The 13,218-nt window shown below is 65.4% G+C and carries 13 protein-coding genes; 6 read left to right on the top strand and 7 right to left on the bottom strand.

All coding sequences use genetic code 11. The features are described from left to right. Window positions 1-137: 137 nt before the first annotated feature. The 5 genes from HLH35_RS05775 to pxpB form a co-directional block, all read right to left on the bottom strand. A complete protein-coding gene (locus HLH35_RS05775) occupies window positions 138-1,313 on the bottom strand; it encodes an MFS transporter (protein WP_246384910.1) in 1,176 nt (391 codons plus the stop codon). 98 nt (window positions 1,314-1,411) lie between these two features. Beyond that, the gene (locus tag HLH35_RS05780; RefSeq protein WP_182978252.1) at window positions 1,412-2,332 is read right to left on the bottom strand and encodes a DMT family transporter; all 921 of its coding nucleotides are present in this window, start codon (window positions 2,330-2,332) and stop codon (window positions 1,412-1,414) included. 106 nt (window positions 2,333-2,438) lie between these two features. Continuing rightward, complete coding sequence (locus tag HLH35_RS05785; protein ID WP_182978462.1) at window positions 2,439-3,206, bottom strand: LamB/YcsF family protein; 768 nt, start codon at window positions 3,204-3,206, stop codon at window positions 2,439-2,441. Further along, the gene (locus tag HLH35_RS05790) at window positions 3,206-4,207 is read right to left on the bottom strand and encodes a 5-oxoprolinase/urea amidolyase family protein (protein ID WP_182978253.1); all 1,002 of its coding nucleotides are present in this window, start codon (window positions 4,205-4,207) and stop codon (window positions 3,206-3,208) included. Before HLH35_RS05790 ends, HLH35_RS05785 begins: the two co-directional genes overlap by 1 nt. Further along, window positions 4,204-4,899: a 5-oxoprolinase subunit PxpB gene (gene pxpB, locus HLH35_RS05795; protein WP_182978463.1), complete on the bottom strand. Its 696-nt coding sequence runs from the start codon at window positions 4,897-4,899 to the stop codon at window positions 4,204-4,206. Before pxpB ends, HLH35_RS05790 begins: the two co-directional genes overlap by 4 nt. Before the next feature lie 357 nt (window positions 4,900-5,256). On the opposite strand from pxpB, the gene HLH35_RS05800 reads away from it, so the two are divergent. From HLH35_RS05800 to HLH35_RS05815, 4 genes are read left to right on the top strand one after another with little or no spacing between them, the layout of a single operon-like run. Continuing rightward, complete coding sequence (locus tag HLH35_RS05800; protein ID WP_182978254.1) at window positions 5,257-6,012, top strand: SDR family oxidoreductase; 756 nt, start codon at window positions 5,257-5,259, stop codon at window positions 6,010-6,012. A 5-nt stretch (window positions 6,013-6,017) separates the two neighbouring features. After that, window positions 6,018-6,461 carry an acetyl-CoA carboxylase biotin carboxyl carrier protein gene (gene accB, locus HLH35_RS05805; RefSeq protein WP_182978255.1) on the top strand — a complete coding sequence of 148 codons (444 nt, stop codon included), beginning with the start codon at window positions 6,018-6,020 and terminating at the stop codon, window positions 6,459-6,461. Next, window positions 6,458-7,825 (top strand): acetyl-CoA carboxylase biotin carboxylase subunit, encoded by a 1,368-nt coding sequence (gene accC, locus HLH35_RS05810; RefSeq protein ID WP_182978256.1) that lies wholly within the window; start codon window positions 6,458-6,460, stop codon window positions 7,823-7,825. The genes accB and accC overlap by 4 nt, the downstream gene beginning before the upstream one ends. Then, window positions 7,822-8,268, top strand: coding sequence for an acetyl-CoA carboxylase biotin carboxyl carrier protein (locus tag HLH35_RS05815; RefSeq protein WP_246384884.1), 447 nt, complete (start codon window positions 7,822-7,824; stop codon window positions 8,266-8,268). The genes accC and HLH35_RS05815 overlap by 4 nt, the downstream gene beginning before the upstream one ends. Before the next feature lie 15 nt (window positions 8,269-8,283). Here the strand turns inward: HLH35_RS05815 and HLH35_RS05820 are convergent, their stop codons facing one another. Continuing rightward, window positions 8,284-8,682: a DUF6632 domain-containing protein gene (locus tag HLH35_RS05820; protein WP_182978258.1), complete on the bottom strand. Its 399-nt coding sequence runs from the start codon at window positions 8,680-8,682 to the stop codon at window positions 8,284-8,286. 897 nt (window positions 8,683-9,579) lie between these two features. Between HLH35_RS05820 and HLH35_RS05825 the strand changes: the two genes are divergently transcribed. Both HLH35_RS05825 and HLH35_RS05830 read left to right on the top strand, forming a co-directional pair. Beyond that, complete coding sequence (locus HLH35_RS05825) at window positions 9,580-9,810, top strand: hypothetical protein (RefSeq protein WP_182978259.1); 231 nt, start codon at window positions 9,580-9,582, stop codon at window positions 9,808-9,810. Between the two features lie 394 nt (window positions 9,811-10,204). After that, window positions 10,205-11,896 (top strand): GGDEF domain-containing protein, encoded by a 1,692-nt coding sequence (locus HLH35_RS05830; protein ID WP_338029301.1) that lies wholly within the window; start codon window positions 10,205-10,207, stop codon window positions 11,894-11,896. A 75-nt stretch (window positions 11,897-11,971) separates the two neighbouring features. Here HLH35_RS05830 and HLH35_RS05835 read toward each other — a convergent pair whose 3' ends face one another. Continuing rightward, complete coding sequence (locus HLH35_RS05835; protein WP_182978260.1) at window positions 11,972-13,177, bottom strand: pyridoxal phosphate-dependent aminotransferase; 1,206 nt, start codon at window positions 13,175-13,177, stop codon at window positions 11,972-11,974. Window positions 13,178-13,218: the final 41 nt, after the last annotated feature.

Below are 13,218 nucleotides of genomic sequence, written 5' to 3' on the forward strand. Positions count from 1 at the left end.
GCGCGGACAACAGACCCCCAATCCCCGCCAAGAAGAGATACAGAACGCATCTTTCTCTTGAATCATAAGTCGGACACTCAATTCAATCCATTACCTTCGCGCCTATGGGGCAGCGCCCTCGCCTTGACCGACAATGACTATCCCTCAGCCTTCATCACAATCGGCCGATCCACCAGCACAATCGACAGAATCCCCGCCACCACCAGCGCCACGGCGCACATATACCACGCGATATCGAACCGCCCGGTATAGGACACGATATAGCCCGTCATGATCGGGGCCAGCAGCCCCAGCGAATTGCTGAAGGTCAGGGTCACCCCGGTCACGGCCCCGATCTTGCGCCCGTCTTCCACCAGATCGGTCAGCAACGCGGTATTGGCCCCGTTAGCGGCGATCAGGCAGCAGAGCGAGACCGACAGCACCAGCAGGATCGGCCCCATGGTATGGAAATGCGGCAGCAGGCCGATGCTCGCGGCCCCGGTGACGCAGGCCGCCACGATAAACCGGCGGCGCGGCGGGTGCAGGTCGCGCCGGAAGACGATGCGCTCCGACACGCGTCCCACCACTATCGCCCCGGCAGCGGCGGCGAGGTAGCACAGCGCGGTATGGGTGCCCGAGCCGGTCACGTCGATATGCAGCTCATGGATCAGATAGAGCGGCATCCACGACATGACGAGGAAGTTGAGGTAATTCTGCGTGCACTGCACGGCCAGGATGCCGAAGAACGAGCGCGAGCGGAACAGCGCCCGCACCTCGCCCAGCGAAATCGGGGTCTTCGGCTGCCGATGCACCCCCTCGCCGGGATTGCGATAGATCAGCCACCACGCCACGGCCCACACCAGCCCGATCACGCCCAGCGCGATAAACTCAAGGCGCCAGCCGAACAGCGCGATCAGATAGGCCCCCGCGATGGTGCCGCCCGCCAGCCCAAGCTGCATGCCGGTCAGCAGCACGGTCATCACCGATCCGCGCTCCTTCGGCAACGCCCAGTTCCGCACCACCGTCGCCCCGACCCCGAAGGTCGGGGCTTCGCCCACGCCCAGCAGCACGCGCGTCATCAGGAATTGCGAGACATTCTGCACCATGCCGCCCAGCAGCATCGCGCACGACCACAGCGCGACGGCCACACTGCCCACCAGCCGGGCGCCCACCATGTCCAGCACGATGGTGGACGGCAGGTTCAGCAGAAAATACGACCAGAGAAAGCTGGACGACACCCACCCCATCTGCACCGGCGTCAGCGAGAACTCCTTGCCCAGCGCCGGCAGGGCAATCGATAGCGCCGCCCGGTCGCCATAGCTGATGACGTACATCAGGAACACGAGGCCGAAGAACACATAGCGCGAGGCATGCGGCCCCCGCGCCGGCGCCGCGAGGGGGATCGGTGCAGGATGAGTGCTGGGGGCGGCGCTCATGACGGCGCTCCTTCGACAGGGGTTGAGGCCATGGCGGGTACGGGCGCTTTCGGCCGGTCGTGACGCAGCATCCACAGGCCCGATCCGACGATCAGCAGCCCGCCGGCCAGCATGGCCAGGCCGGGAACCTCCCCGAAACCAAGCCAGCCGATCATCGCCGCCCACAGCAGCCCGGAATAGGTGAACGGCCCGATGGCCGAAACCTGGGCCGAGGCAAAGGCTTCGGTCTGCAACACCTGGGCAATGCCGGCAAAGGCCCCCACCGCGACCAGGCACAGCGCGTCACCCATATGCGGCGTGGTCCAGATGAACGGCAGCGGGATGGACGTGGCCAGCGTCATCAGGATCGCCTGCCACAGGGCAATCGTGGTGCTGGATTCGGTGGCCGATAATTGCCGGATCTGCATGGTCGTCAGGGCGCCCACCGCACCCTGCGCCAGCGCCACCAGATAGGCCCAGCCGGCAACCGCCCCCACCACGCCCGCCTGGGGCGCATTCCGCCCCATGGCCACGACCACGACGCCGCAGAAACCGAGGAACACCGCAATCCAGCGATGGCGCGACGGCCGCTCATGCAGCAGCGGAATCGACAGCAGCACCAGAAACAGCGGCTGGGTGTAGGACAGCACCTGCTGCTCGGCCAAAGGCAGCCGCGTCACCGTGACCACGATCATGATCATGCTGATCAGCCCGACGACCGAGCGCGTCAGGTGCCCGCCGAAATGCTGCGTCTTCAGCGTCATCTTCGTGCGCGCCGCAATCATCATCACGAACGGCAGCGAAAACAGATTGCGGAAGAAGATGATCTCCAGCACCGGCAGGCGCGGCCCCGTCACCTTCTGCAAACCATTCACCATGGCCGTGAACAGCATGGCCGAGGCCAGCAGCAGGGCCCCGCGCTTCAAATCATGCCTCATGGCGCCATCCACCCGACACGACTCCATACCGCCACCGCAATGACTGGCGCACTCTCTCCGGGCAGGATGGGGCGGTCGGACAAATGGGAAATTCCTGTAGCTGGGGTCAGTCGGTCAGAAGGTGCGCGGGCGTCAGTTCGGCACCCGTCGCCTCGATTTCCGCGCGGACGGCCCGCGCCAGGTCCAGCGATCCGGGCGTGTCGCTATGCACCAGGATCGAACGCGCCTTCACCGGCAGCCGGCCGCCATCGATGGTCCGCACCGACCCGTCTTCCAGAAACTGGCGCACCCGCGCCCGCACCGCCGCCAGGTCATGGATCACCGCACCGGGCTGGCCACGTGGCACCAGCGCGCCCTCGGCGGTATAGGCCCGGTCGGCCAGAAACAGCGTCAGCGTCCGCAGGCCCGCTTTTTCCGCCGCGCGTTCGGTCGGCTGTCCAGGCATGCAAAAGACGGTCAATTCGCGGTCCAGCGCGGCGATCACACGCGCCAGCCGCAGGGCGCGCCCGTCATCCGCATTGGCCATGGTGCCGAAGGCGGCATGGTAGCTCACATGCGTCACCCGGTGCCCATGCCGCGCCGCAATCCCCTGCAACGCGCCGATCTGGCAGGCCAGCATCGCTTCCATCTCGGTGTCGGACACCGCCATCGGCCGCCGCCCGAACCCGATCAGGTCCGGCAGGCCCGGATGCGCGCCAATGCCCACCAGCCGCGCCTTCGCGGCCTGCACCGTAAGGTCCATGATGGCATAATCGCCGGCATGGAACCCGCAGGCGATGTTGGCCGAGGAGATGATTTCCATCAGCCCGTCATCGTCGGCGATGCTCCAGCGGCCGAACCCTTCGCCCATGTCCGAATTCAGATCGATCTTCATCATTTGGCTCCGGCTGCGCGGGGCGCCCGTCGCCGGGCAGAGCCGCCATACAGGGCGACCATCATGCGCAAATCATCGAGATACGCGGCAATCGGCCGCATGGCGGCCACACCCTCCGCATGGTCGCACGGCGCAAAGCGGATGCGCCTGCCGATGCGGGCCTGGGCCAGGCGCCACAGATCGGCTTCGATCACGGTGGCAATCCGCGGATAGCCGCCGGCCGTGTTGGCATCCGCCATCTGCACGATGGGCGTCCCGGCCGGCGGCACCTGCACAATGCCGGGCACGATCCCGTAGGACCGCAGCTCGACCGGCTGATGCAGGCTCAACGCTTCACCCTTCAGCCGATACCCCACCCGGTCGCTCTGCGGCGTGATCTGCCATTCCGTGGCCCAGAACCGCTCGCGCGACGCCTCGGTGAACAGATGGAAATCGGTGGCCGGAATGGCACGCAGCGTCACCACGCCGTCATCCCCGTCACAAGGCCGGCGCAGCACGACCGAAGGCGGCACCGCCCCATAGCCGCCTGCCACCGGGCCACCCACCACCGGCAGACTGTCCCCGGCCTCCAGCGGCCGGCCCGACAGCCCGCCGAATCCCCCGCGCAACTGCGTGCTGCGCGAGCCCAGCACCACCGGCACATCCACCCCGCCCGACACGCAGACATAGCCACGCGCACCCCGGCGCGGGGGCGATACCGTCAGCACCTGCCCGGCCGCCGCATGCGCCACGGCCCAGGGCAGGAGAGGGTGCCCGTCCAGGTCCAGCACGGCATCCACACCCGTAACGGCAAAGCTGCATGCATTCTCGAACCGGATGACGAACGGATAGGTCTGCAACTCGATACCGGCCGCATCCGAGGCATTGCCCAGCAGGATATTGCCGATTTCCAGCGCCAGAGGATCCATGGCGCCGGACGTGCCCACGCCCAACTGGCGATAGCCCGGCCGGCCCAGATCCTGCACCGTGTTCAGGGCGGAGGTTTCCAGAATCGTAATCACAGCTCAACGCTTTCCGGATAGAAGCGGATACGGTCCCCGATCGCGAACAGGGCAGGCGGCTCCCGGTGCGGATCGAACAGCGCGATTTCCGCAAAGCCGATCGAATTCCACCCGTTCGGCCCGGTCAGGGCGGAAATCCCGGCCTGCATGCCGCCGATCGTCACCGTGCCCGCCAGCATCTTCAGCGACGGCACCGATTTCCGGGGGGTCGCAATGCGCGGGTCCAGCCCGTGCAGATAGCCAAATCCGGGCGCACTGCCCAACGCGCAGACCGTGTATTCGCCCGCCTGATGAATGGAAATCACCTCGGCCGGCGACAGGCCGGTATGGGCGGCGACATGGGCCAGATCCTCGCCCAGCGCCCCGCCATAGCGCACGCCAACCTCGAACAGCCGCCCCGCAATATGCCGCTCGGGCAGCGTCTCCCAGGCATGGCGCAGCCAGTCGGCCACGATGGCGGGCCGTTCCGGCGGCACGGAAAAGACCAGCATCAGGTTGGTCACACCGGGGATCAGTTCCTGAACGTCGCTGCGCGCACCGGCTTCTTCCATCAGTGCCCAGATCCGCCGCTGCTGCGCCAGGGTAAACTCCCCCGGCGCTTCGAACAGCATCGCCCGGGTGCCGATCATGCTGATCACGGGCCTGTCCCCTGCGGGGGGCGTCCGGGCGGCAACGGGGGCCGGATTGTGCATCGTGTCGCTGTTCACCTTATGCCGTCTCCAGCCCGATATGCACACATGCGCAAAAGCGCGGAGGGTCCGATTCTAAAACCGATATCGCAACGATATGGGGTCCGATCGTCCTTCCGATACCCAAACGTATGGCGATTCACGGACCGCTCGCCAGACCGAATTTCGCTGTGATGTCATCGGATAATCTTATGGCTCCGGCCCCGGTGCCCTTCCATCGCATTATCTTATGACGCGAGAACGAACGGCTCTTGGCGCTCCGGTCGTTACGATACTAGCATCAAAAAACACCATGCCCGGACGACGCGCCACGACCCGCGCCGCGCGGCCATTTTTCCTTGCAGGATCAGGATTCAGCCAATGAGCACCCAGCCCTATAACACTGCTCTCGTCACCGGCGCCTCGTCTGGTATCGGTGCGGCGATCGTGGGGCGGCTGCAACAGGCCGGCATCACGGTCCACGCGGTCGCCCGCGACAAGGAACGCCTGGCCAAACTGGCGGACGAAACCGGCTGCGTCCCCCACGCCCTCAGCGTCGCCGACCATGCCGCGATCGCAGCCCTCGCCGAAGAGATCGAGATCGATGTCCTGGTCAATAATGCCGGCCAGTCCCGCACCGGCAACATCACCAACACGACGCCGGACGATATCGACGCGCTGGTCGACGTCAATCTGCGCGCGGTCCTGCACCTGACCAACCTGGTCGTCCCCGGCATGATCCGGCGCGACCGGGGGCATATCGTCAATATCAGCTCCATCGCCGGCCATTACGCCTTCGCCGGCGGCAACACGGTCTATCACGCGACCAAGGCCGGCGTGCATTCCCTGTCGCAGCAATTGCGGTGCGACCTCTACGGCTCGCATATCCGCGTCACCGAAATCTCTCCGGCCCGCGTGGAAACCGAAGTCTTCGGCCGGCTGATCGGCGACATGGCAGAAGCCAAGCGCCGCTTCTTCGACGAATATGACTCCCTGCTGCCGGTCGATATCGCCAATTCCGTCGCCTTCGCCGTCCTGGCCCCGCCGCGGATGAATGTCAGCTTCATGGAAGTGCTGCCGACCATGCAGGTGGTGGGCGGTCTGAACTTCGCGAAGAAAAAGCCCGACGCGGCGTAACGCCAGTGGACATCCAGCAGCTCAAACGCCTGATCGACCTGCTTGCCCGCTCCCCGATCCAGGAACTGGCGATCGAGGAAGGCGGCCAGTCCATCCGGCTGACCCGCCAGCCGGCCGGCGCCATCATCCCGGCCCCGGCGCCGCTGCTGGCGGCACCGCAGGCACCCGCCGCGCCGCCCCCGGCTCCGTCGTCCCCGGCTCCGGCGGCCGAGGCACCGCGCATCATCACGGCCCCCACCTACGGCGTCTTCCATCTCTCCCCGTCACCGGGCACCCCGCCTTACGTGACGGTGGGGCAGGCGGTCCAGGCGGGCCAGCAGGTAGGACTTGTGGAAGCGATGAAGGTCTTCAACGCCGTCAAGGCGACCCTCTCGGGTCAGGTCGCGGAGATCCTGGTCGAAGACGGTGCGGAAGTCGAGGCAGGCCAGCCCCTGTTCCGCCTGTCATGAGCGCGCCGCGCCGTTTCAACAGGGTGCTGATCGCCAATCGCGGCGAAATCGCCCTGCGCATCCAGCGCGCCTGCCGCGCCCTCGGGCTGGAGACGGTCGCCGTCCATTCCGAGGCCGACGCCGAAAGCCGCCATGTGCGCCAGGCCGATATCGCGCTGTGCATCGGCCCGGCCCCGGCGGCCCGCTCCTATCTCGATGCCGATGCCCTGCTGCTGGCCGCCCGCGCGACCGGCGCCTCGGCCATCCATCCGGGCTACGGTTTCCTGTCGGAAAACGCCGATTTCGCCGACGCGGTGGAAGCCGCCGGCCTCACCTTCATCGGCCCCACCGGCGCCTCCATCCGCATGATGGGCGACAAGATCACGGCCAAGCGCGCCATGCGCGACGCCGGCGTGCCCTGCGTGCCCGGCTCCGACGGCCCCCTGCCGGCCGAGATGGACGCCGTCCACGCCCTGGCGGCCCAGATCGGCTTCCCGGTCATCGTCAAGGCCTCGGGCGGCGGCGGCGGTCGCGGCATGCGCGTGGTCTGGAACGCCGAGGAACTGGGCGAAGCCGTCACCCTGACGGCCAAGGAAGCCCAGCAGGCGTTCGGCAACCCCACCCTCTATCTCGAACGCTTCATGCAGAAGCCCCGCCATATCGAAATCCAGGTCCTGTGCGACACGCACGGCACGGCATTGTGGCTGGGTGCCCGCGACTGCTCGCTGCAACGGCGCCACCAGAAGGTGCTGGAAGAGGCCCCGGCCCCGGGCATCCCCCCCGACATCATCGCCGAAATCGGCGAACGCTGTGCCGAGGCCTGCCGCCGCATCTTCTATCGCGGCGCCGGCACGTTCGAATTCCTCTACGAGGACGGCATCTTCGCCTTCATCGAGATGAACACCCGCGTGCAGGTGGAACACCCGATCACCGAGGCCACGACCGGCATCGACATCGTCGCCGCCCAGCTCCAGATCGCCCAGGGCGAGAAACTGGCCATCCGCCAGCAGGACGTCGCCACCCACGGCCACGCCATCGAATGCCGGATCAATGCGGAAGACCCGCTCTCCTTCATGCCGTCCCCCGGCCGCATCACGCGCTGGGACCTGCCGGGCGGCCCGGGCGTCCGCATCGATACGCATGTCACGGCCGGCTATACCGTCCAGCCCTATTATGACTCCCTGATCGGCAAAATCATCGCCCACGGCACCACCCGGCAGGAAGCCATCGCCCGCCTGCGCGTGGCGCTGGCCGAAATGCAGGTGGAGGGGGTATCGACCAATATCCCCCTGCATCGCGACGTGCTGGCCGACCCGCATTTCCAGGAAGGCGGCGTCGATATCCATTATCTCGAACGATGGCTGGCAGACAGGACGACGCCATGACCGCAACGCCGCCCCTGCTCCCCGACCTCTCGACCCTCCCGAACGTGGAGGAAATCGGCCAGATCACCACCTGGCTGGCCGAAGCCGGCCTCGCCGCGATGGAACTTGCCAACGGCGCCGGCGGAAAACTGCGCATCGCCGTAGCACCCGCCCCGGCCCAGGTCGCCACACCCCAACCGGCGGCCCCCATCGCCACCGCGCCCGAAACCGTCACCGCCACGGCCCCCTTCTTCGGCCGCCTGGCCCTGCACCACCCGCTCCGGCAGGACCCCTTCGCCCCGGTCGGGTCCACCGTGTGCAAGGGCGACACCATCGCCCTGCTGACCATCGACAGTCTCCAGCTTCCCGTCACCGCGCCGGCCGACGGCACGGTGGTGGAGATCCTGGCGCAGGAAGACGCATTGATCGGGTACGGCGCCCCCATCCTCACGATCGGGGCCTGACCCTCTTCGGTCTTTTCAGGGCCTGTCGGGGGCACGGTCCCTGTCGGCACGTTTCATCAGGACGGCAAGCACGAGCGCGACCAGCAGCAGCGCGGGAACGTCCCCTGCAAGATGCCCGTGATGCATATCCTGATTCAGCGCCTGCAATGCCATGACAACGGCATGCACGACACTCGACCAGACGGTGAACCAGATGAGTGACCGATTGTCGAAGGGCTTCCACGCCGCGCGGATCAGGAAGACGCCGAGGGTCGCATACACGCCGACGATCATCATGAAATAGTTGCTGGAGGCCGGCGACCCCGCATGCCAGGCCCACCCGGACGGCCAGACGACCGCAAGCGGATAGACCAGGCAGAACGTCACGCCGAACACGATCAGGGCGGCGGAAAGAAGGCGATCGTTGCGAACCATGGCGCTACTCCTGGTCGGGGACGGCAAGATCAATGCAAGGTCGAACGGGTCCGGCATGCCGGAGATGCGGAACGCGCGACCTGCTGCTGAGAGCGTCCTGAAGCGTCGCGGGTTTTCCGGCAGCTCCTATCCATGAGGGGGAGCCTTGCCGGCAGGCAGATCCATATCGGTATGGATGGACGCTCCTATGCCCTCGCAAGGATGGTATGGGGGGCAGCCTGTGTGCTATCCCGACAACGGCGTGTCGAAGCGTTTTTGCAACTGGGCGGCCTCCTATGTCGGGTGGCCTGCCAAATAGAACACCCGGACCTGTGGTCCTGTGGTGAGCCGCCTCGGCTGTTCACCACGGGGGAATAGGCAGGAGGTGCGTACGCCCACTGTGAAACACCTTTCGACCCGCCCGACGCCAGGCGGGGCGCGGGAAGGCCTGTCCGCCGAGGCTTTTATCGCCATGCCGGTCCCTGCATCGCGGCTCATGGGGTCTCCGTTCCGAACGGGAGACACTTTCTCCCTCTGATGCTTGCCATCCAAAGGCCGCGAAAACCCTCCCTTGCATTGTCTTTCCTCCCTGTCGAACAAGCCTGGCGTACGCGCAATGCGCTCTATGAGCCTGCGCCAGGGTGGTATGGGGCCAGCCTGTGTGCTATTGTAATAATGGCGTGTCGAAACGCTTTTGCAACTGAGCGGCCTCCTATGTCGGGTGGCCTGCCAAATAGAACACCCGGACCTATGGTCCTGCGGTGAACCGCCTCGGCTGTTCACCACGGGGAAATAGGCAGGAGGTGCGTATGCTCAGTGCAAAACACCTTTCGACCCGCCCGACGCCAGGCGGGTCGTGGGGAACGTGTGTCCCCCTTGCTTCCGTCGTCGTCATGCCGTGCGAGGGTGGAAAGCGGATTGGCGATACAAAAAGATGACGATATATCCAATGAAATGTCTGCATCGGACATGGCTGTTGCCCTGGTCCGAGCCTGCGGATGGAGTCGTGCGCGGAAAAAGGCGCATACGCACGTCATGCGATGCATCGAGACGGATCGGACGGGCGAGGCGGCATTCTGGATGGCCGTTCGCAACATCCTGGATCATCCGATGAACGCCGATCCAGAAGAGAACGATTTGATTCATTGATGAAAAAAGGAGTTTTTCGAATGCATGGGGTTCGAATGGAATCCATGGTGAAGACATGGATCGGGCAGAGCCTTCATGAGCGATTCGATCACGTTGTCGAAGAGCCCATTCCTGAAACACTCATACGTTTTCTCGATAGAATAGATAGAGATAATGAAACGGGTTCTGTCATGGCCGAGTGATGCTGGCCGGATGTGGATTTATTTTTAATAACTCACGTAATGTCAGAGCGTAATTGTCCGTATTTATTTTTGAATTCCATGAGTCTATTGATGTTCATTAAAATTACTGAGATGTTGTAACTGAAGGGTGAACGTTGGTTACGCCAGTTCGAGTTGGAAAACGCCGGTCGCTTTGCCGTTTGTGGATCGGCAGGCGATTGTGGGTTGGCGCCGTGGTCGCCGTTTTGCTGTCCACCACGATGGCCGGCATCATTCTGGTCCATGTCTGCCAGCTTTTCCTGCACGCCCGGCACGATGTGGCGGGCCTGGAGCAGCTTCGCCAGGTCCTGGACACCGCCAATCGCATCAGCGCCGAACGCGCCCCGTCCAATGTGCTGATGTCGGGCGAGCCCGGCCTGGCATCCGCCCGCGACAGGCTGCGTGCCGCGCGCGCCGAGACCGACCAGGCCCTGGCGCGCGACGCCGCCATCGTGCCGGCGGCGCAGTTCCAGGATGCCGTGCGGCATCTGGCGCGGGCACGGGAACTCGTCGATCGGGCCGCCGACCTGGCCCCGGCCGGCTATGACACCGTCCAGCACGCGGTCGATGCTCTCTTCGCGGCTTACGACACCTACCGGGCGGCAATCATGTGGGAGGCCGCCTCACTCATCCGCTCCGATCCCGGATTGGCCGGCTCTGTCCAGCACGCATTGCTCCTTTCCACCCTGCGCGACGACGCCGGGCGCCTGGGTTCGAGCATCATCGCGCCCCTGATCGTCCAGACCGCAATCCCATCGCCCAATATCGCGGCTGGCGACCGCCTGGCCGGACGTATCGCCATGCAGTGGCAGATGCTGGCTCTCAATCCCGACCTGACGGATCGTGGTCCACGCCTGACGGCCCTTAGGACCGAAGCCGAGGCAGCGTTCTTCGGCGATGGGCAGCCGCTGGTCACCCGGTTGATCGCCGAGGGAACGCATGGCGGCGCCTATACGCGAAGCGCCGCCGCATTTTCCAATCATTACGTCGAAACGCTGACGCCACTGGAAACCTGGCGGACCGCCTGCCTGGACACTCTTCTTTCCCATTACAGGCAGAGGGCGCGGCGGGCGCTGGAGCTGGCATGGGTGGTCGGGGCCATGATGCTGGCCGTCGTCGGCCTGATCGCCGGCGGGGTGCTGCTGGTACATCTACGGGTGCTGCGTCCCCTTCTGCAGGCCAGCGAGGCCGTTGTGGCCCTGGTCCATGACCAGCCCGTCCACCTGCCTCTCCCCCATCGCGGCAGCCCGGAATTGCGGCCGCTCTTCGCAGCCGTGGAGCTTCTGGACGTCAAGCTGCGGGAGCGTGCCGCGCATGCGCGGCACCTGAAGCACCAGGCCGAGACCGACGAACTGACCCGCTTGCTCAACCGGCGAGCCTTCCGGATGCTGGGGAAACCAAGACTGGATGTCGCGGGATCGGATAGACGCGCGTTTCTCATCCTGCTGGATATCGACCATTTCAAATCCATCAACGACCGATATGGCCATACCGAAGGCGACCGGGTGCTGGTCGCGGTTGCCGCCGCCTTGCGCGCGCATGTGCGACCTGACGATCTGGTCGCGCGGATCGGCGGCGAGGAGTTCGCCATCCTGATCCAGGCGCACACGCAAGGGACCGCGCTGTCCCTGGCGCACCGCCTGCGCCGGGGCGTGGACGATCTCGAGATCCTGTCCGCCGATGGTGCCAGGATCTCCGTCACCGCCAGTTTCGGCGTCGCGGCAGGTGACAGCCTCCCATGGCGGCAACTCATCGCGAAAGCGGATGCCGCCCTGTATGCCGCCAAACGGGCAGGGCGCAACTGCGTTCGCCTGGCCGAACAGGATGTCTTCGACTGGCCGCAGCCGCTTCCTGCAAAGACCGATCCATCGCGCTCCTTCGCATGATCGTAGCGATATGCTGAAGGGGCCATAAGCCTCGGCGGGGGTACGCTCTCGCGAACGCCAACCCCGCCTTTTGAATCAATCCCGAAGACCGGCCACAAACGCCGCAATCCGCCGGCACCCCTCGCGCAGCGTCTCGGTATCGGTCGCATAGGAAATACGAAAGAACGGGCTCATCCCGTACGCCGCACCCTGCACGCTCGCCACCTGCTGCTCTTCCAGCAGCGCCATGACGAAGTCGGTATCGCTGTCGATCCGCCGGCCACCGGCCGAAACCTTGCCCAGACAGGCACCGATCTCGGGATAGACATAGAACGCGCCCTGCGGCGTGTGGCAGTGCAGACCGGGGATGGCATTCAGCAGCCCCACCACAAGGTCGCGCCGGCCCTGATATTCGGCGGCCCGCTCCTTGAGGTAATCCTGCGGGCCTTCCAGCGCCGCGATGGCGGCAGCCTGCGCGATGGTGTTGATGCCGCTGGTGGCCTGGCCCTGCATGTTGTTCATGGCGGCGATCAGGTCGCGGGGGCCACCGCAGAAGCCGACGCGCCAGCCGGTCATGGCATAGCTCTTCGACACGCCGTTGACGGTCAGCACCCGGTCCTTCAGCCGCGGCTCGACCTGCGCCAGCGTGAAGAATTCGAAATCGTCATAGATCAGATGTTCGTAGATATCGTCGGTCAGCACCCACACATGCGGGTGCTTCATCAGCACGGCGGCAATCTCTTCCAGATCCTTGCGCGGGCAGCACGCCCCGGTCGGATTGTTGGGGAAGTTCAGCACCAGCCATTTCGTCCTGGGCGTAATGGCGGCATCCAGGTCGGCAGGCGAAAGCCGGAAATCATTGTCGGCCAGGCACGGCACCTGCACGATCTCGGCCCCACCCAGCCGGGCGATGTCGGCATAGCTGATCCAGTAGGGGGTCGGCAGCACCACCTCGTCACCCGGATTACAGGTGGCCATCATGGCGTTATAGATGATCTGCTTCGCGCCATTGGCGATCAGGATCTCATCCAGCGCGTAGTCCAACTGATTGTCGCGCAGGAATTTCTGCCGCACCGCCGCCTTCAGCGCCGGCTTGCCGGCCTGCGGCGGGTATTTGGTGTCGCCACCGCGCGCGGCGGTGATGGCGGCGTCAACGACATGGTCGGGCGTCGGAAAATCGGGTTCGCCGGACGACAGGCTGACAATCCGCGCCCCCTGCGCCTTGAGCGCGGAAGCCTTGTCCGTCATGGCGGCGGACGCCGAGATCGCAATCCCATTCAGTCGGTCTGCAAAGCCAGGCATCGATGATCACTCCAGGCGCGATGGCAAGATGGCGCACGGGG

The organism is Gluconacetobacter asukensis (assembly GCF_014174375.1).
In the GTDB taxonomy this organism is placed as follows: Bacteria; Pseudomonadota; Alphaproteobacteria; order Acetobacterales; family Acetobacteraceae; genus Gluconacetobacter; species Gluconacetobacter asukensis.